The sequence below is a fragment of the Rhodococcus sp. 66b genome, assembly GCF_002076325.1.
Lineage (GTDB): Bacteria > Actinomycetota > Actinomycetes > Mycobacteriales > Mycobacteriaceae > Rhodococcus_F > Rhodococcus_F erythropolis.
This window is the reverse complement of the sequence record NZ_MUZB01000013.1, coordinates 1-19,161: the sequence shown is the minus strand read 5'-3', so window position 1 is coordinate 19,161 and position 19,161 is coordinate 1. Positions and strand designations below refer to the sequence as shown.

Annotated in this window: 21 protein-coding genes; 2 read left to right on the top strand and 19 right to left on the bottom strand. The window is 60.4% G+C overall.

The genetic code is table 11. From position 1 onward, the window contains the following. Positions 1-279 precede the first annotated feature (279 nt). Together B0E55_RS23110 and B0E55_RS23105 are read left to right on the top strand one after the other, a co-directional pair. Complete coding sequence (locus B0E55_RS23110) at positions 280-900, top strand: LysE family translocator (protein WP_007731691.1); 621 nt, start codon at positions 280-282, stop codon at positions 898-900. Between the two features lie 25 nt (positions 901-925). Next, positions 926-1,333, top strand: a complete 408-nt coding sequence (locus B0E55_RS23105; protein ID WP_020968164.1) for a DUF4259 domain-containing protein — start codon at positions 926-928, stop codon at positions 1,331-1,333. Here B0E55_RS23105 and B0E55_RS23100 read toward each other — a convergent pair. From B0E55_RS23100 to B0E55_RS23010, 19 genes are all read right to left on the bottom strand, one after another. Further along, complete coding sequence (locus B0E55_RS23100; RefSeq protein ID WP_020968163.1) at positions 1,327-2,253, bottom strand: D-isomer specific 2-hydroxyacid dehydrogenase family protein; 927 nt, start codon at positions 2,251-2,253, stop codon at positions 1,327-1,329. The genes B0E55_RS23105 and B0E55_RS23100 overlap by 7 nt on opposite strands. 88 nt (positions 2,254-2,341) lie before the next feature. Further along, complete coding sequence (gene yut / locus B0E55_RS23095) at positions 2,342-3,385, bottom strand: urea transporter (RefSeq protein ID WP_020905834.1); 1,044 nt, start codon at positions 3,383-3,385, stop codon at positions 2,342-2,344. A 34-nt stretch (positions 3,386-3,419) separates the two neighbouring features. After that, entirely contained in the window at positions 3,420-4,367 is a 948-nt protein-coding gene (locus B0E55_RS23090) for an urease accessory protein UreD (protein WP_080910535.1), read from the bottom strand. Further along, on the bottom strand, positions 4,364-5,005 hold the full coding sequence (ureG, locus tag B0E55_RS23085) for an urease accessory protein UreG (RefSeq protein ID WP_007731713.1): 642 nt from the start codon (positions 5,003-5,005) through the stop codon (positions 4,364-4,366). The genes B0E55_RS23090 and ureG overlap by 4 nt, the downstream gene beginning before the upstream one ends. 10 nt (positions 5,006-5,015) lie before the next feature. Then, positions 5,016-5,729 carry an urease accessory protein UreF gene (locus B0E55_RS23080; RefSeq protein ID WP_060939555.1) on the bottom strand — a complete coding sequence of 238 codons (714 nt, stop codon included), beginning with the start codon at positions 5,727-5,729 and terminating at the stop codon, positions 5,016-5,018. Further along, positions 5,713-6,360, bottom strand: a complete 648-nt coding sequence (gene ureE / locus B0E55_RS23075) for an urease accessory protein UreE (RefSeq protein ID WP_007731715.1) — start codon at positions 6,358-6,360, stop codon at positions 5,713-5,715. The genes B0E55_RS23080 and ureE overlap by 17 nt, the downstream gene beginning before the upstream one ends. 9 nt (positions 6,361-6,369) lie before the next feature. Further along, positions 6,370-8,088: an urease subunit alpha gene (locus B0E55_RS23070; RefSeq protein WP_003943847.1), complete on the bottom strand. Its 1,719-nt coding sequence runs from the start codon at positions 8,086-8,088 to the stop codon at positions 6,370-6,372. Positions 8,089-8,123: 35 nt separating this feature from the next. Next, positions 8,124-8,561: an urease subunit beta gene (locus B0E55_RS23065; RefSeq protein ID WP_080910534.1), complete on the bottom strand. Its 438-nt coding sequence runs from the start codon at positions 8,559-8,561 to the stop codon at positions 8,124-8,126. Between the two features lie 29 nt (positions 8,562-8,590). Next, positions 8,591-8,893 carry an urease subunit gamma gene (locus tag B0E55_RS23060; RefSeq protein WP_020905830.1) on the bottom strand — a complete coding sequence of 101 codons (303 nt, stop codon included), beginning with the start codon at positions 8,891-8,893 and terminating at the stop codon, positions 8,591-8,593. 51 nt (positions 8,894-8,944) lie between these two features. Next, positions 8,945-10,624: an ammonium transporter gene (gene amt, locus B0E55_RS23055; RefSeq protein ID WP_230091063.1), complete on the bottom strand. Its 1,680-nt coding sequence runs from the start codon at positions 10,622-10,624 to the stop codon at positions 8,945-8,947. 574 nt (positions 10,625-11,198) lie between these two features. After that, the gene (locus tag B0E55_RS23050) at positions 11,199-12,194 is read right to left on the bottom strand and encodes a squalene cyclase (protein WP_080910533.1); all 996 of its coding nucleotides are present in this window, start codon (positions 12,192-12,194) and stop codon (positions 11,199-11,201) included. A gap of 92 nt (positions 12,195-12,286) precedes the next feature. After that, positions 12,287-12,982: an Imm52 family immunity protein gene (locus tag B0E55_RS23045; protein ID WP_241896127.1), complete on the bottom strand. Its 696-nt coding sequence runs from the start codon at positions 12,980-12,982 to the stop codon at positions 12,287-12,289. 216 nt (positions 12,983-13,198) lie between these two features. After that, positions 13,199-13,618, bottom strand: a complete 420-nt coding sequence (locus B0E55_RS23040) for a hypothetical protein (protein ID WP_080910532.1) — start codon at positions 13,616-13,618, stop codon at positions 13,199-13,201. A 60-nt stretch (positions 13,619-13,678) separates the two neighbouring features. Further along, the gene (locus B0E55_RS23035) at positions 13,679-14,500 is read right to left on the bottom strand and encodes a hypothetical protein (protein ID WP_133053433.1); all 822 of its coding nucleotides are present in this window, start codon (positions 14,498-14,500) and stop codon (positions 13,679-13,681) included. 280 nt (positions 14,501-14,780) lie between these two features. Beyond that, complete coding sequence (locus tag B0E55_RS23030; RefSeq protein ID WP_029254246.1) at positions 14,781-15,059, bottom strand: hypothetical protein; 279 nt, start codon at positions 15,057-15,059, stop codon at positions 14,781-14,783. A gap of 338 nt (positions 15,060-15,397) precedes the next feature. Further along, positions 15,398-15,949 carry a hypothetical protein gene (locus B0E55_RS23025; RefSeq protein ID WP_133053432.1) on the bottom strand — a complete coding sequence of 184 codons (552 nt, stop codon included), beginning with the start codon at positions 15,947-15,949 and terminating at the stop codon, positions 15,398-15,400. Next, complete coding sequence (locus B0E55_RS32660; protein WP_080910531.1) at positions 15,900-16,118, bottom strand: HNH endonuclease signature motif containing protein; 219 nt, start codon at positions 16,116-16,118, stop codon at positions 15,900-15,902. Before B0E55_RS32660 ends, B0E55_RS23025 begins: the two co-directional genes overlap by 50 nt. Positions 16,119-16,483: 365 nt before the next feature. After that, the gene (locus B0E55_RS23015; RefSeq protein WP_020905821.1) at positions 16,484-17,257 is read right to left on the bottom strand and encodes a hypothetical protein; all 774 of its coding nucleotides are present in this window, start codon (positions 17,255-17,257) and stop codon (positions 16,484-16,486) included. 3 nt (positions 17,258-17,260) lie between these two features. Beyond that, positions 17,261-19,161, bottom strand: a 1,901-nt coding sequence (locus tag B0E55_RS23010; protein ID WP_241896126.1) for a Tox-REase-5 domain-containing protein, incomplete at its 5' end; no start/stop codon positions are given.

Here is a 19,161-nt window from a genome sequence, read left to right as displayed (position 1 = left end):
CAGTTTTCCACCGATGCACACACAGGTGTGGATAACTTCATTCACATCCACTTCCCAGTTGTGCATAACCTGTGGACTAAAGAATGAATTACACCGAAGTCATTCCTTCTACCTGCATCTTTTCGTTTCCCCACAGTGTGCATAACTTTGACGAACAGGCTGGGCAAGACAGCGGTTTCCGGGCGTGTCCACGCAGTTCACTTCACTGCGCCACTCTTTGTTCACAGGGACGACACCACCAACCGAGAACGCTCCCCACCCCGGCTTCATACTTGGTGCATGCTGACCGCTCTCCTCGCCGCCACAGCTGTGCTCGCCCTACTGACTCTGGTCCCGGGGCCCGACATGGCTGTCGTGACGCAGGCTGCTCTCGGCGCCGGAAGATCCGCCGGATTCCGGGTAGCGGCCGGCATCGTCTCGGGCCTTCTGGTGTGGGGGCTGCTGACCGTCCTCGGGTTGTCGGCGATCCTGGCCGCGTCAGCCGAGGCGTACACCGTGGTCAAGCTCGCCGGTGCTGCATATCTGATCTATCTCGGTGTGCGAGCACTGTGGGAGAGCCGGACGTCGCGGATGCAACACAATGCCGACGCTCCACGGTCGCAGAAGGCCGGAACGTGGAAGACGGGCTTCACCACCAACCTGCTCAACCCCAAGATCGCCGTCTTCTACACCGGACTGCTGCCGCAGCTGGTTCCGGCCGGGTGGCCGACGGGACCATCGCTTGCGCTGCTGGTGCTCATCCACGCAGCGATCACCATCGTGTGGCTCAGTGGCTACGTTGTCCTTCTCTCGCGAGCGCGTAGCACCTTCGAGAAGCCCCGAGTGCGACAGGCACTCGAGCGCATAACCGGAACAGTTCTTCTAGGATTCGGAGCGAAGATCGCGCTCGAAGCGCGCTGACACGGCAATCGGAAAAGAGTAGACAGTGGGCGCGTGGGGATCGGGACCGTTCGATAACGACGGTGCAGGGGATTTGATCGCGTCCATCGGACACGGTGACTTCACCTTCGAATCGGTGGAGTGGGCATTCGAGGACGACTACCTCGAGGTGGACGGCGGCCAAATCGCCGTCGCCTTGCTCGAATTGGTGTTGATCGTGCGCGCCGATCGCAAACGCGACCCCGCCGCCCAGGACCTCGATCTCGATTCCTTCACCTCGGCCCTGACCAGCGAACGGCTCACCTGGCTGATCGAGATGGTGGAGCGCACCATCTCCTCGACCGATTCGGAACTGTTCGAACTGTGGGACGAGCAGGGACCGGAAGAGCTTGCCTCGTGGCGCGTTCCCGTCGTGGACGGTCTCGAGGATTTGCGTGTTCTGTCGGTTCAGTAGCCCGCCGACGGATCGATTACCGCAGCAAGGTCCTCACCCGCAGCGAATCGAGCGACGTTGGCGGCCACGTGATCTGCCAGCACACGCGTGAGCGTCGTAGCCGGGTTGGCGACGTGCGGAGTGATGATCGCGTTGGGCAGCTTCCACAACCGGTGCCCGTCCGGCAGCGGCTCGGGGTCGGTGACGTCCAGTGCCGCCCCGCCGATCGAACCAGCTTCGAGAGCATCGACCAGCGCGTCCGTGTCGACCAGGTTGCCGCGTGCAATGTTCACGATCCAGCTCGACTCCGACATCTGGTCCAATTCAGCCTTGCCGACCAGATGCCGCGTCGCGGACGTCGACGGTGCTGCGATCACGAAGTGATCCGCCTGGGACCAGATTTCACCGGTTCGATCGGCCGAGAGCGTTTCGGAGGCACCTTCGACGGGGGATCCCGAGCGGGTGACGGCGATGACTCTGACCTTGGACGCGGCGAGGTACGGGATCAGCGCACGGCCGATTCCGCCGCAACCGATGATCGCCACTGTCGAGCCCTGCAAGGTGCCCACCCGTGGATCGAACTCTTCTTTTCGCCACGACTGCGCCACCAATTGTTCGGGGAGAGAACGCACTCCGGCGAGGAGGAGCATCATCGTATGTTCGGCCACATTGCCCGCGTAAGCCCCGGCAGCGGACGTCCAGACCCGCTTGTCGTCGATCACGTCGGCATCGAACCATGGCTCGATCCCGGCGAAGGGCAACTGCACCCAACGAACCGAGTCAGGTAGCGACGACGGGAACGTGTCCGGACCATGTACCCAGACCACGCCCTCTGCCTCGGCGAGTGGAACGAGAACCCCACCGACTCCGCGAATTCCGTCGGCAATGTGCGGATCCTCGACGGGGCCGAGATGGATGCGAGGGGCGCTGGAGTCTGTCATTTAGGTGCGTTCCTTCGAGAGTGGCGGGGCGATCGGATCAACTCATCGGTGTGCCCCAGCGTACGGGCGCCTCGCCAATTCGGCCCGTCTAGCCGTTCGCCTTTGCGATCGAATCCTTGCCTTCGGCCGCTCCGCCCTCGATGGTGTCGTGCTGGATGGGAACGAACTTCTTCTTCGGCAGCAGGAACAGCCACGTCGCGAAGACGAACGGGCCCGTTCCGGCCGGCAGGCTGATCGGAGCGAACGCAGACACCAGCGTGCCGTGGATGACAACAGTGACCAACACTCCGAAGACGGTGTAGACGAACACACGCCACGACGGGTTGTAGAACACCGATCCGAGAGCAATTGCCGTCAGCACCGAACTGAGCCCGTAGAGACCATTCCCGATGTCGACGGTGTTGGCGCCCAGCGCCAGTACCGAACCCATCGCTATCGCGGAACCGATGAGCGCGAACAACGCCGCCCAACGCGACGCGACCAGCAGCGCGATCACGAAGATAATGCCGGTGACAGTGTTGTTGATCAGAAAGATCTGGGAGACGTTGCGAAACAGCGTGTCCCACAAGAAGTTGAAAGTGATGTCGGCATGAACCGACGCGTCCCCGATGTGCTGGGGAAACTGGCCGGCGCTGAGGTCCGACGTTTCGATCCGCAGGAACTGGAACGCCGCGAGGAGGAAAAACCAGTTGACGAGGTTGAACGGAAAGGTCAGCGCCGGTACGCCCCAGGTCTTGAAGACATTGGCGACAGCCAGGAACGCGATGGTCGACGCGGCAGCTCCCACCACGAGGTAGATCCACAGCATCACGCCACCGGCAAGGAACGTCGGAAAGGCAGCTCCCACAAGAATTCCGTTGTATCCGTACAGGCCGATACGCATCGAATCGTCGTCGGAGTGCAGCATCATGCCGGTGACGGTGGATACCACCAGACCCACCACGGCACCGATCGCGACGGTGATCGTGTCCGCGGCTATCGCTCCCCAGAAGATACCGACCAGAAACAGCAGGCCCGTCAGCGCATTGCCCTGGAACATCACCTGCCCGGAGCCTTTGAGATTGGTGTCGATGAATCTGAGCACGACGTTCTTGTCCGCGACGTCGTCCCACGGTTTGGTGATGGTGGTCATCGCACGTCCCTCGATCCTTCTCCGGCGATCCGCGTCATCCCCAGAGCGGGACGGGCGGAATGGTGGTGTCCAGAACTGCCTTTCGCACCAGAGCCCAGAAATCACGAACCTTTGCCTTGACGGGTTCGCTCTCCGGACCGAGGACTTTGAAGATGAGACCGGCGTCGTTCGGTAGCCGACTCGCTCCGGAAACGACCTTGCCGTCACGGCCCGGAACTACCTCTTCGAGAATCGCGTCGGCATGCTCCTTCGGTGTCAACAAGATGACATTGCCGAACACGTCGTGGTCACCCATGATTCCGCCGTATCGCACGGGGAAGCGTGCCGGTTCGATCACCAACTTCTCGGTGAAGAGGTTCTTCCCGTCCGGACGCTCCGCCTTGATCATTGTGGAGTACAGGTCGTAGACGAACATCTCTCCGCCGTCGTGGTACTTGCGACCCGGCATCACGATCTCCGAGAACAACAGCGTTGCAGTCGGATCCACCGTGATGTCGGTGCGCGCGTAGTACCTCGCGTTGCGGTGTGGGATCGTCACCCCCGGCATCAGTTCGAGATACGAATTCTCCGCGAGCACCACTTTCTGGAGTTGCGACGCGTGATTCGCATCCATCCGGTGAACCTTGGTGGCCGACTGAGTGGTCACGTGCGCGAGAGAACCCGGCTCCATCTCGATGGTCAGGAACAGTCGATCACCTTGCAACACACTGCCGGACGTCGAGATCATGTAGACGCACGGCATGGTCGGCAACGCTTCGTCCCAGTACAGCGCCTGCTGAACGAGCAACGGTGTCTTGCGGTACATGTCCCGCAGAATCGTCTTGTCGCCACGGTCGACAAATCGCATCTCGAGAACGCCGGTCTTCCCGACCTTGCCGGCCGGAGCCTGCTTCGGCTGGTCCTGGTACTGGTCGAGTTCCGGGATGGTCGGGATCGGACCCGGGAGCGCCCGCGATGCTCCCGGGGCGGGCGGTGCGCTCACGGTGCGCTCGCTCCCACTTCCTCTTCGTCGAAGAGGACTCCGTGCACGATGAGGTCCACCACTTCCTTGATGCCTTCCCCGGTCATGCAATTGGTGAAGACGAACGGCTTGTCTCCCCGCATTCCCTTGGAGTCGCGATCCATGACTCCGAGATCGGCGTTGACGTACGGTGCGAGATCGGTCTTGTTGATGACCAGGATGTCGGACTGCGAGATTCCCGGACCGTTCTTACGCGGAATCTTGTCGCCTGCGGCCACATCGATGACGTAGATGAAGAAGTCGACGAGAGCCGGACTGAATGTCAGTGTGAGGTTGTCGCCACCACTTTCGATGAAGACCACGTCAGTGTCAGGGAACGTCTTCTCCATGTCCTCGACGGCCGCGAGGTTCATACTCGGGTCTTCGCGAACGGCGGTGTGCGGACAGGCCCCCGTCTCGACGCCGACGATGCGTTCCTCCACGAGAACACCTTTGAGAGCCTTGCGCACATGCTTGGCATCTTCGGTGGTGACCACGTCGTTGGTGATGATCAGAACGCTGGTGCCCCGCTTGATGAACTCCGGCGTGATCGCCTCGATGAGTGCGGTCTTACCCGAACCCACGGGTCCGCCGATTCCGATGCGCGTTGTCTTCTTCATCGTTCTCCTTCTAGTTCATGAACATTCGGACGTGCGCCTTGACGTGAACCGCAGCCAGAATGTCGATCATCGGGGCGAAATTGGACATGTCGTCGAGTCCGTAATCACGCACTGCGGCGTACTCACGGCCGGCGCTCTGATTGACCTCGAACAGAATCTCCTGTGTCGCAAGGTGATCTACTCGGACGATGCGAAGGGCAGCGCCGAGCAACGTCATCGCGACACCGTACTGATTGACCGTGAAAGCGTCCTCCTCCGGAGAACCCATCTCCGCGAAAGCAATTCCGAGGCCGACGGGGTAGGTACCCGGCGTCTCCCCCGATGCGATCGCGGCCAACCACTTGTTGAACAGGGTCTCACCGGCCAAGCGCCCGCCGAGTTCGGCCAACTTCTTACCCATCCGGGTACTCATCGTGCGTGCTTCTTCGTTGAGCTTGCGTTCGATCACTGCATGATCAGCGGCGAGGATCGCCGAGAAGTCACCGGCGGTCGCGCCCCGGTGCGCCGCGAGTACGGCGATACCGTCGCACGTCGCACCCTGATGGGTGGCCGAGAGCACAAACTCCCGCAGCGACGGACCGCCCGTGACAATTCCTTGCGCCACGGCCGATTCCAAACCGTTGGAGAACGAGAAGGAACCGACCGGGAACATGGAATCGGAAAACTGCATCATCCGCATCGCGCGGTTGATGCTGAGCCCGGATCCCTCAGACGAGAGGGTCATGGGTATGCCCCTCGCCCTCACGCGCGGCCGCACCGAACAAACGGCGTGCCTCGTGTGGAGCGATGTAGGGAATGACCTCGGCGCCCGGGATGAAGGTGTACTCGATGCCCTCGAAAGCATGTGTCCGCATCACCGAGCCCATGACCGCCTTGTCGACGGTCAACGGAACGTAGACCTTCATTCCCTTCACCACCGCAGGCCAGTGCTGGTTACCCACGGCATGTCCCAACTCCAGGCACGTCTGAATCATCTTCTCGGGCGTGACGTCGACCAGCGCGCTCAGGTCGATCTCCAACACGTCCTTGAGGTTGATCCTGGCCACGACCACGGTGTTCGCCGGCTCGTCCCACAGCAGAATGTCGCCGTCCTGCAACTGAATACCCCGATCGAGCGAGACGGCCAATTCACGGCCACCGATCGTGGTGCGTCGTAACCGACTCTTCTGCGCTTCCCACTGATCGAGCGACAAGACGTCGACTACCGCATTGTCGAGTCGACCGGCCCACTCCTCGTCGGTCTCCTTCCCGAGCAGCGCGTCGACTCGCGTCGGCTTTCCGCTCGGCGCGGTCATCTCGCCGTGCGTGTGTGGCGTCGCATCGGCGCCGTGCGTGTGTGTGATTGTTCCCGACACAGGAGACCCCTAACTGAAGAAGTAAAGTTGGTTCAAGCGAATGGATTCGGCAGGTTCGACGTATGCGTGGACGCCGTCCGCAGTCACCGCGAAGGTCTCCGGGTCCACCTTGATTTCCGGAGTGGCCGAGTTGCGAACCAGATCACGCTTGGTGACTGTTCTGGTCCCCTCGACAGCAACAACCTGACGTTCGAGACCGAGCCGGTCCTTGATGCCGTCGTCGAGTGCCGCTCGCGAGACGAACGAGACCGAACTCTGCGGCAACGCCTTGCCGAATCCACCGAACATCGGCCGGTAGATCACCGGTTGTGGTGTCGGGAGCGACGCATTCGGATCTCCCATGGCGTGCCAGCTGATCAGACCGTTCTTGATGATCGTCTTCGGCTTCGCACCGAAGAATGCGGGCTCCCAGAGAACAAGATCCGCCATCTTCCCGACACCGATCGACCCGACCACATGCGAAAGACCGAACGTCAACGCGGGATTGATCGTGACCTTCGCGACGTAACGCAACACGCGGAAGTTGTCGTGCGTCGGCGAATCCTCGGGCAGCTTCCCGCGGGACCGCTTCATGCAGTCCGCTGTTTGGATCGCGCGTAGCCAGTTTTCTCCGACGCGGCCCATCGCCTGTGAGTCACTCGAGAACATCGAGATGACGCCCATGTCCTGCAGTACGTTCTCGGCCCCGATCGTCTCGGCGCGAACGCGGGACTCGGCAAACGAAACATCGGAGGGCACTTTGGGATTGAGGTTGTGACAGACCATGATCATGTCGAAGAGTTCGGCCTGAGTATTGATGCCGTACGGCAACGTCGGATTGGTCGACGCCGGAAGTACGTTGTCCTCTCCCGTCACCCGCAGAATGTCGGGTGCGTGACCGCCGCCCGCGCCCTCGCTGTGATAGGTGTGAATGGTACGGCCTTCGAAGGCCGCGATGGTGTCCTCGACGTATCCGGCCTCGTTGAGTGTGTCCGTGTGAATGGCGACCTGAACGTCCATTTCGTCTGCCACCCGCAGAGACTCACGAATTGTGGCCGGGGTTGCGCCCCAGTCCTCGTGGACCTTCAGTCCGGCCGCACCGGCCTTGATCTGTTCGACCAACGACTGATGCCCGGACGAGTTGCCCTTGCCCAGCATGCATACGTTGACCGGCAAACCCTCATTGGCCTTGAGCATCATCTCCATGTTCCAGATACCGGAAGTGATGGTGGTGCCGTTGGTTCCGTCGGTCGGGCCGATACCACCACCGATCAGCGTCGTCACTCCCCCACTGAGTGCGTGGTACGCCTGTTGTGGTGACACGAGGTGCACGTGCGGATCGATGCCGGCGGCAGTAAGAATCATCTGCTCACCGGAGATCGCGTCGGTCGCCGGACCGGTGGTCAGCCCCGGAGTGACGCCTTCCATCGTGCTGGAGTTTCCCGCCTTGCCCCAGCCGACGATCTTGCCGTCCTTGATTCCCACGTCAGCTTTGACGACCCCGATGGTCGCATCGACGATGACCACGTTGGTGATCACGAGGTCGAGCGCACCGTCGATGCTGCACGACTCCGGATCCTGGCCCATGCCGTCGCGCAGCGTCTTGCCGCCGCCGTAGATCGACTCGTCTCCGATGGTTCGAAGATCTTCCTCGACCTCGATGTACAGGTCGGTATTACCCAGTCTGATCTGGTCACCTGTGGTGACCCCGAACAGACCTGAATACTCTTGTCTCGAAATGCTTGTCATGGGTGTTGCTCTCCTTCGTCCGCCGTGAACGAGAATCAGTCGGTTTGAGGTTCGGACAGGAAGCCGAGTTCTTCGGCACGCTGGACGGCTCCGGGAAGCCGAGGGCGGTAGGCGGCGTGGGTCGGCGCCCAACCGTCGACAAGTCCGTTGAAGCCTTGAACCCGTTGCTTGCCGCCTAACGGCACCAACGTCACTTCCTTTTCGTCGCCCGGCTCGAATCTGACCGCCGTGCCCGCTGGAATGTCGAGGCGCCAGCCGAAGGACTGTTCACGATCGAAGGACAACGCGCGATTGACTTCCATGAAGTGATAGTGCGAACCCACCTGGATGGGACGGTCACCGGTGTTTCGGACTCGCAACTTCAAACGGGGACGGCCCTCGTTCAGTTCGATCGGCTCGTCCCGCAACACGTATCCGCCGACCGGCACTTTCTTCTCGCCGCCGGAATCCTTCTTCGTCGATTTGCTTGCCATCTTGGAGTGCTCCTGACATCTCGGTCGGGCTACTGGATCGGAGAGTGCACGGTGACGAGCCGGCTACCGTCGAGGAACACCGCCTCGACCTGCACACGCGGAATCATCTCCGCGACACCTTCCATCACGTCGTCGACCGTCAAGGCGTGCGATGCGTCGGCCATGACCTCCTCGAGAGTCTTGCCCTCCCGAGCTCCCTCCAGAGCGGCTGCAGTGATGACTGCGACGGACTCCGGATGGTTGAGTCTGAGCCCCTTTGCCTTTCGCCTCAGTGCGACATCCGCCAACATGAGAATTGTCAGCTTGTCGAGTTCTCGCGGTGTCAGATGCATTCCGAACGCTCCTTGTCGATCATGCGGTAACTCCCTGTCGTCGAATACATGTCAGCTCCCCTGTTCCGTCGCTTCGGTGAGTGGTTCGGCCGCTTGCTGGACAAAACCGCTCCTCCTGCCGCCCGAGTACTCGTTGATCGCGTCCAGGACCGCCTGGGCATGTTCCGAGGCGACCAACACTTCGACACGCAACCGCTCGGTGAACACGACGTCGTTGCGTTGCCCGCGGAACTTGAGCGAGGCCGAGTCACTCGCGGAGACATGCGCTTCCGATACGACTATCGACTCCGCTCCGGCAGCCAGCAGCGCCTCCCGAAGCTTCTCGGACTCGATGGTCTGCAATACCGCGGTGATGAGTTCGTGCTTCGGGGCGGCGAGGTTCGGAACAAGTTTTGTCCCCTCGACCAGGACCCCCGAGTCGAACCCGCTGGTCTGCGGCGCACCACCGGCGTCGACGAACGCGGCGTTGTAGCGGTATGCGTCCATGCCTTGCTGACGACGGTCGATGTCCACCTGGTCTTTCGGGGCCAACTTGAGACCGATGGTCTTCTCGATGCCCGTGGCGATCAGCCAGGTCACTACGAACGAGAAAGCGATGACGACGATCAACGCCAACGCCTGCTCGCCGAGTAGTCCGGCGCCGCCGCCGAAGAAGAGTCCGTCGCGGCCGATCGAATTGATCGCCTTTTCGCCGAACAAACCGAGGAGGAGTGAACCGAGGATGCCGCCGATGAAGTGGACCGCGATGACGTCGAGCGCGTCGTCGAACTTGAAGATCGACTTGAGCGCGAGCGCGAAGTGGCAGACCAGTCCGGCAAGCGCGCCGATCGCCAACGCGGAGAAGGTGCTGACGAAGCCGGCGCAGGGGGTGACGGTCGCGAGACCGGCTACCGCGCCGGTGATCCCACCGATCGCCGTGGCCTTGCCCTCGGTATACCTTTCGATGACGAGCCAGACGACCATGCCGCCCGCTGCGGCTATGTGAGTGTTCATCAAGGCTTGTGCCGCAACACCATCGGCGGCCAATCCGTCGCCTGCGTTGAATCCGAACCAGCCGAACCACAGGATGCCTGCGCCGATCAACGCCAGGGGCACCGAGTGCGGGACTGCCTCGGCGTTGGGCCATCCCGGGCGTTTACCGACCACCAGTAAGATTGCCAGGGCGGCGGCACCGGCGGATGCGTGGACGACAATTCCGCCGGCCCAGTCCTGAGCTCCGCGGAGCGCCAGCCAGCCTTCGGGATTGAAGAGCCAGTGCGCAATCGGGGGGTAGACGATGATCGACCACAGCACGAGCAGAACGGCCCAGCCCAAGGGCTTGAGCCGGTTTGCGGTCGCACCGGTGATCAGCGCGGGCGTGATGATCGCGAACATCATCTGATAGACCACGAACGCCAGAGTCGGTACCGCGACTGCACCTTCGATCAGGTGGAAGCCCGGGGCGGCGGCTGTGTGTATGTCCTGCAAGCCGAACAATTTGAGGTCACCGAGGAAGCCGGAACCCCAGTCTCCACTGAACGCGAAGCTGTATCCGAACACGACCCAGGTAATCGAGACGAGTCCGAGTGGGACGAGGTTCTGCTGCAACATGACGAGCGCACTGCTACCACGCACCAGACCGGCGTAGAAGAAGGCGAGTCCGGGAACCATGAACAGAACCAGGCCCGCGGAGATCAGCACCCATGCCGTGTCCCCACTGTCTATCACTGCTTCGGCTAACACCATTTCCATCGACATCGACGACCTCCGAGCATTATTCGGACCTGAACAAAGTCATTGGTTAGAGCAGCAATTCGCGATGTTCCGGTTCGCTGCGACAGTTACGCTACGCCCCATAGTTGCACCTTCTCAGCAAAATCGGGGGAACATCCGGTTTTCACGTTTAGTAGAGCATTGTTCTGGGAAAAGATGGGACTTTGCCTAAACATTGCGGACGCTCCACAACCTACAATTGCGGGACCAATTCTCGCCGAAAGTGGTTTAAGTCTTGCAAAATGGGGAACGTAGCCGCAGGTGAGCGACACTTTCGAAGCAGAAATGCCGTTTCCAGCTCGGGACTTAGCTCCCTAACCAAGACAGCCGCGAGCGCCCTATTTGATTACCAACGTCGGTGACCCGCCTATCCAATCGGGTAGGTAATTTCACCGAACATCTTCTCACCTGTTCAGATGATTAACCTTCACCGCACTGAGGGCAATCCTGTCGTTAATATGTTCTTCATCCGTACTGGATATTTCGACCGGAAAGTCGAAGATCACCTTTCGATAACCTTTAAAGGTGAAAAACTCTCGCTGTAACTCTTTTGTTATGCAGAACCTAGAGGGGAGGATTGATCCCACCAGGCGAGCACTCGGATGCCGGACAAAGTCAGCCACTTCGACGGCTCCCCCGCCTCTGTGTCGACCTCGAACCACACCCGCCCCGGTTGGCGACCGGCCTGGAGCCACGTCCCATCCGAGGCTCGAGCGGCCCGGATCATCTCGATCGCGTCCGCCATTCGCGGATCAGGCTCATTTCCATACGACAACGACGCTTCACGGAAGTAGTCGGCTGCGTTGAGCACGTTGTAACGCCACCGGAACGGGTACGCGAACCGGCCGACCCAAGGCCCCACCGGTTCGCCGGTCGAGAGTCGCCGGAACAGACCGCGCTGCAGCAAGAATTCCTCACCGGATCGTCGAGCCGCGCTCGTCTCCTTTGTTCCCCCGGTCGCGATCTCGTACGCGAGAAGCCCTTTGAGTGAATTGAGGGACGAATGAAACGACGATCGCGTCGAACCTTCGATCCACTCGCAGTTCCACCCGCCATCCGGAAGTTGATGCTGCACAAACCAATCAGCCAGTTCATCAACACGCATGTCGAGCCACACACCGTTTGCCACCGTCCAGGCGTTGATGCAGCAATCGACCTCACCGTCCCAGTACGGCCGGCCCTCGTACTCCCAGCGACAGTTCTCCGCGAGCAGTTCTGCGGTACGACGCTCCCGCAGAACACCGGCATCGAGGCCCCACTCACGCAAGGAGTTGAGCGTCCAAGTAGTTGCCGTCCAGGGTTGCGGACCTTGTTCTGCTGCTTCGGGTCCCGCAAAGTCGAATTCTGCCGGGAAAAACGCCCCACCCGCCCATTGGCCGTCTCGATCCTGCAATGAAAGCAGGCGTGCACCAAATCCTTTGGTAGCGATCGACGCGCGCGTCGCCACCCACACAGTGGGCGCTTCGTTCAACAGATCGCGCTCCACCTGCCACCGAATCGCCGGATCCGAATCGAGGAGCCACGCGAGCAAGTCGGTTCGGAGTGCCATCTGACGATACTATCGAAAGGCGAAGCAGGCCATCCGGTTAACACATTTCTCGACGTCTGATGCAATGGTGAACTCCGGACCCATTGCGGGGCCTACACCGGGTAACCCAACGCCGCCCGCACCGCCACAATGTCGGCGGCAGCGACCTCCATTGGCTTGTCCCCCAACCGAATCAACGTGCCATTGAGCAGATCCTCTACCACCGCAGACTGGGGCAGCGCGCTGCGATCGAACGTAACTCCGGAATGGAAGTACGTTTCCCATCCCACCTCGACCTCACCTTTCGACCGATTCTGAAGGTGCCGGTAGTCTCCGATGCTCCACCGAGCTCGCTCCGGTTCCCAATGCTTGACGATCACTCTCATGATCGCGTCTCCGATATCCGGGTCGAGCAACCGCCGGGTACTGTCGGTGAGCTGCGTCTCCGTCGGCAACGACACCAGGACACTGTTGGGAGCACTGGTTTCCAGCCCGCCGACCCAGGCACCGACCCGGCGCGCGGTCCCATCTTCGGGTGACAAGTCGATGTCGTAGCCCGGTCCCGGGGTGTCCGAATACCCCATCTCCTTCGAGCGGGAATGCTCGAAGGTACGCACCAACCCGTCCACACTGAGATCTGCTGGCACCTTGTCGAACTCGGCAGTCGAGACCAACGACAACGCCAACTCCGGGTCGATCGCTTCCAGGTCGTCGAGGAAAGCGCGCATCGTCTGCGCCACTTCCAGACTCGACTGCACCCGCGTGCCCCAATATCCGGCTACCGTCGGCCGCCGCCCAAACATGCTCATCGCCCCGTCCTTTCCAATCCGACCTGATCTCCATAGCCCGACACTGCGCGCACTGCCACGATGTCGGCGGCACCGACGTGCATAGGCTTGTCTCCCAACCGGATCAACGTGTCAGTGGGTAGTTCCTCGATCACGGCGACTTGGGGGAGCGCGCTGCGCTCATGGCATGCCATCACATAGTTTCACCACGGCAAAGCATATGTTGGGCAAGTTGGTTCAGCCGAGCCATTCGGAGATGGTGGCGTTGTCGATACCGCCACCGAAAGAGTGGAACACCAGCAACGCTTGCCCCGACATCACCAGGCGACCGTCCTCGGTGAGGCCGATATCGAGCATCCCCGCTTGCCCATGCACCTGACACCACACAAAGTCGGGAACCCGCAACAACCCCGACGCCGGGTCCGTATCGAGGTCCGCCGGATGAAGGGACACTTCACCGAAGACGTTGTTCTCGAGCGCTTCCGCGGTCTCACGGTCCACCAACACCAGCGGGCCCGCACCGATCAGTCCGTCGGTAGGTTGCCGCGTGAACACGAAGTGCGCCCTCTCCACCGTCGGCGGCAAGGTTGCGGTATCGACAACTGTACGATCCCCGACAAACCCTGGCTCTTCCGGGACGACGACCCAGTAGTCCATTAATTTCTCCCCTTGAAGTGTTGTGGTCGAAGCAAATCCGAGATTCTTGCACTCACATGACTAACCGTCGCCCAGGTCTTCGAGAACATCGGCGAACACCGAATCCGGTAACGGGTAGTGCTCACGCACCGTGGCACGTCGATGCTCGTCGAGCCACCGCAGTGTCCTCTCTCGATCACCGGCAGCAGCGACCTCACGAAACTGTTCCCAGAACATCACAAGTGGACCTGCCGGGTCGGCAGCCCGGCTGCGGAGATAGTCGAGTTGGCTGTCGATGACCTCGAGCGGTGACCCGGTGTCGGTGATCACGCGATACGCCGCCAGAAACCTCCAGCTGGTGCTACGCGACTGGTCTCGGACCAGATACTTCTCCTCCAGAAATGCCGAGAAAAGCTCAGCAGGCTTGGTGTCGAATAGTTGCATTGCTGGGCCCTGAGCCCACTGCGTCACTGTTGCCGCAGCGGAGGCGGTGTCGAAGATGTCGATCTGCAGTCGGCGGAACTCCTGGTCCTGAAGCCTACTGTCGGGAATGTCCTGCCTCAGAGTGATGGCACGAGGAATGAGCGGTTCGAAGAGCCGGACATGGCCGATGGTCAGTTGTTCTCTGTTGGGGATCGGATCGATCCCGACGGTGTCGAACCACCACCGAACTGGCGTGTGCAGCAGTTCCGCTCGCAAACCGCTACCGATGATCGTCCAGTTGGGCCCGAGCTTCTTCACCGCCGTGCCCAGCACCTTCTCCCACGCAGCGCCTCTTCCTTTCTTCGGAGTCAAGTCTGCGATCGCATCTTTCGCCATCTCCCGCAACTGATCCCGGTCCGTTCCCAGGGACTCGAGCACCTCAGTGACCGATTTCGGTGGCTTAGGCTTGTCATCGCTCATGTGCATGCTTGCCATAAAGGACCATTCATATTATTTGGTAGACGAAAAGGAGCGACTGTGCGCACCGACAGCGGTTTCTCCGACGCGGCGCGCGATCCATCCGATTCCACTCCCTCACGCCTACTTCCCTCGGCTACGAGTCCTCAGTACGGAAAATCACATCGGCAAACGCAGAATCCCGAAGCCCGTATGCATCCTTTACAGAACGACGTCTTTCTTCGTCCAGCCACTGCAATGTCGCTAGTCGGTCTCTGTTTTCCGCGACCGCGCGAAATTCTCGTCAGAAACTTTGGACGTGGCCACCGACGTCACGGCGAGCCAACTCCCAGAGGACGCTGTCGATGACCTCGATTGGCGAACCGGTGTCAGCTATCACCCGCAGTCCAGCCGAAATCATCCAATCCCGGCAAGGCTCTTCCTTGCGGTCGGCATAAGCCTGCTCGTCTGCAGCTACCGAGTCGGGAAGCGGCGGTGCAGCAAAGAACTTGGTGGACGGACCGAGCGCCCACCAGCGCACGATCTCCGCAGCACCGCGGGTATCGAAGATGTCCATCTGCATGTTCGGTGGTCCAGAATCTGTGGGACCAGATTGATATGAACTCTGCCGAAAGGTGATAGTGCCCGGCGTGAATTCTCTCATCAGGGGCACATGACTGAAGGTCAACTCTTCCCGGTTCGGTTTGGGATCCAACCCAATGGAATTGAACCACCATCGCACTGGTAAATGGATCAACTCCCCCTAGGTGCCAGATCGTGCCACAACCCACTATGGGCCAAGGTTGCTCGCCGCAGCCTTCAACACCCGCTCCCATGCAGAACCGCGCACCTTCCTCGGGGTCGCCATGGCCAAGCCATCGATTCCCTCGAGGATGGAAGCCAACTTCGCTCTCCGGTGCATCAAACGATCGAGCGCTGCCAGTGGCCTTCTCCAGGTAAATCACGATAACGCAGCAAGAAGTCGGAAATATTCCGCCCCACGATAGGCCAGTCCCCACGTCCGTCGAGAGTTGAAGCTAACAGAACATTGAAGTCGTTTTTTCTTGTGTCGAATACAATGAAATCTGGCTCGACCACCATTGTGCCGATTATTATGTCACTCTTCAAGAAGCGCCCATCCTCGTCATCCCAGAATTCCAGCTCGCGTTCCGTAACTTCTCGAGCTTTGGGCGGAGAAAGGAGTGTTATTCCACCCTTTCCTGAGCCCCTATCGTGGTGAAGTCTGCATTCTCTCGCGCTTCTCCATAAATCGAAGAGATCTCTCGGCAGGGTATCTAGATTCCAATACTGAGACACCTCTTCAGCCTCTGCCGGCGGGTCGTAGGTGTTGCAGATGTCGAATGATCGGCCTGGATGCGTCGGGACTAGGAACCGCTGGATGTCGGAATAGGACTCCAGCGCATCAGTTATAGATATCGGCATAAAATTCCCACCATCGAGTGAAGAGTGCATGTATAGAAGTGGGCAGGGGAACTAGATTCCAGAATTCATTCGTACCTCCGTACTTTCGGGGAAGTATGTGATGCACCTCCCAGCGCCTTCGACCGCGCCGGAATCTCCCACATCGACTGGATCGCCGAAGGGTTCGACGCCATAGACAAAGGCCGCAGCCGGCCGCCAGCCTTCGAAAACGGTATGGTCTCCGCTGACCGCCTCACTACCGACCCACGAATCATCCGCACAATTAGCCCCGGCCTACCTGGCAGTCCGGACATCATCCCTCAGTATCAAGCACTATCTGCGAGGGTTCCGGAATCGCGGGATCCGGGCGTGCAGGTTCATTCACGGACGGAACAGAGGGTTGATCATGCTCGGCAGGTGGAACTGTGCCGTCCATGGCGGGTATGCCGCGCGGTGGCACTCCACCCGGAGCGTCGATCAGCTGGTGCGTAGCCGGATCGGGATCGTGGCGCAGTAATTGCGGGCAGGCTGGTCGGTCCGCGCCATCCTACCTGCAGGCAGCCCCGAGTGCGCCCAACGTAGGGCTCACAGCCGTCTGAAACCTTTGGGTAGAGGAATCTCCGGTCGTTCGGTCGGCAGTCCTGCTGCTGCGCGGATGCTTCGGATGTCCTCGACGGTTAACGGCGTGGACAGATTCTTCTGGATGACGATTGTGCCGTCCTGGTAGGGAAATGCCTCCACGCTGGGCGGGAGCTGCGTTTCCTTGATCGGCAACTCAGGACCGAAGTAGGTGCAACTGCCCACGATTGCGTCACCCGGTACGTTGCGCTGAGGCGATGATTCGGTTCGGCGGTAGAGCACGGTGACACGCGAGTCCCAGATGTCGGCTAGTCCCTGTACGAGCTTCGATGCCAGCGAAATCAGTGATTCGTCGGCAAAGGCACATGCGAATGCGCCGGACCCTGAGGTGCCCCCGAAACTAACAACGACTTTGACGTCTCCAGCGGGTGAATACAGGGTCATATGTCGTCCCAATGAGAGGGGATACATACCGCCGGTGGCATCAGGGGATCGTCTGCGCTCGATCAATGCGGCTTCGATCGATTTTTCCGTCGGAGGTACAAGGATCTGACGGATATTCGACGCCAAGGCTTGCTCGACTCCGGCACCGTCGGGGAGGGCATCGCCTACTGTTTGGTACAAGTCGACGTCGAAGACAGGATCGATGTCGCGAAGCAATCGTAGCGAACGTGCAACGAGCGCGGCCGTGACGGCCTCGCTTTCAGGCGCACCCTTTCGTGGAATGACCTTCACTGTCAAGCCCGCCGTAGGATTGCGGCGCAGTGATGATGTAGGCACTCTTCACTCCCCTCCAAATACGATGATGTTGATGTTCTCCAGCCCGATGACCTCGTCGAACGCATCCTCCATTATCTGCGCAGCTTGTTCTTGCAGAAACACCCATTGGAGGTGTGCATCGCTGCCCGCAAGAGCTATGGCTCGGACCTGTCGCTCAGCTTGCTCAAGCATGCCATCGACAATATTGTCGCGCATGAAGTCTGGTACATGCGGTCTGAACAGCATGTCGTAATTACCTTTGACCTCTTGAAGCATATTGAGTTCTTGGATCCAGTTGTCGATACTGATGCGCCCGGTTGGTCTGAAAGGCGCCGGAAGGTAGTAAGTGAACGCTGGGTCAACTCCGGTAACAAACTGCTGAAAAGCTGCGTTGGGTGTCAAATTGCCGTTCTGGTCGAACATCGACGCGATCTCTGATGGATAGGCGTTGTCCCAAATACCGTGACCGCCCTCAGGATCTCCGAGTATCGGAATACGACCTGCAGGAACGTCTGCGGGTTCACCGGTTTCGATTCCGCCAGGATCCGTCTGCGTGTTGGTAATCGGAAGCGATACGCCTGGTTCGCCAGAATCGGGCTGTAGCGGCGGGGTAGCGACAGTCGGCCGGTCTGTCGGACCTGGAATAACACCTGGCTGCTCGATCGTGCTCGGATCGGTGGCGAAGGGGTCGAATTCCGGTGGTCCGGGTTGCTGCGGAGCGCCGGGAGCATCCGGATTCACCGGCACATGACCGACATCGGGCAAAGTCGGCACACTCGGTTCCTCGACGTGACCTGGCGAGGGAGCCTTCGGTTCTGGGTTCGACCCCGGATCAGCAACCTCACCGGGCGAGGGTGATTCCCACTCGCCACGATCGGGATCGCCGGGCGAAGTGGGTTGCGAGGGTTCCGGAATCGTGGGATCCGGGCGTGCAGGTTCATTCACGGAAGGGATCGTGGGTTGGTCATGTTCGGCAGGTGGAACGGTGCCGTCGATGACGGGTATGCCGCGCGGTGGCACTGTGCCCGGCCGGGGAACACTCTGCGCCGGAACAGCCGGTGAAGTAACCGGGGGGCGGGTCGGTGCTGTCCGGTTCGAGACGATCAGGTCTTCGGCCCGGACTGCGCCAGCAATCAGACGCCCCCCACGCAATGGTGGGAGAACGAAGCTCATGATCTCGCCGGTGTAAGGCTGATCGTAAGCGACACCGGGGTCCAGATGCTGCGCGTCGCCTATCCGAACTGGTTCGCCGGTGCTCCAGTCGTACAGGGACAGTTCCGAGTTGGAATGGTCGAAAACCTGGTAGGGACGTCCCTGCTCGTCGTAGGTGACCTGCAGGTCGTGCTCTTCTCCCTGCGCGTCGGTGTACGTCCAACTCCACACGTTCGGCACCTTCGAGGGTGTGCCGGACCAGTTGGTTCCGTTTTCGTCCGTGAAGGAGGTGTCAGTGACGACAGGTTCTGTGGTGTAGTCCTGCCCGCCGATGTTCGAAGTGATCGGCTCCTGCGTTTGATCGGCGAGTATCGCGTCGCCGACAGGGTTTCCGGTTCCTGTTTCGGCGATCGGTGGTTCGGAGACCTCGTGGTTGGGGTCACCGACCATGAGCTGGCCGAGGTCTGAATCCGCTGGGTCCGCAGGTTCTGTGGTGTAGTCCTGCCCGCCGATGTTCGAAGTGATCGGCTCCTGCGTTTGATCGGCGAGTATCGCGTCGCCGACAGGGTTTCCGGTTCCTGTTTCGGCGATCGGTGGTTCGGAGACCTCGTGGTTGGGGTCACCGACCATGAGCTGGCCGAGGTCTGAATCCGCCGACTCCGGAGGGTTGGCGGCGAGGACGTTTTGTGCGTCCCGGCGTGCTTGTTCGCCCTCCGGGGTCATCGGGCCGATGAAGTTCGCCTGCGCTTCGAGCGCAGCACGTTCTTCCGGTG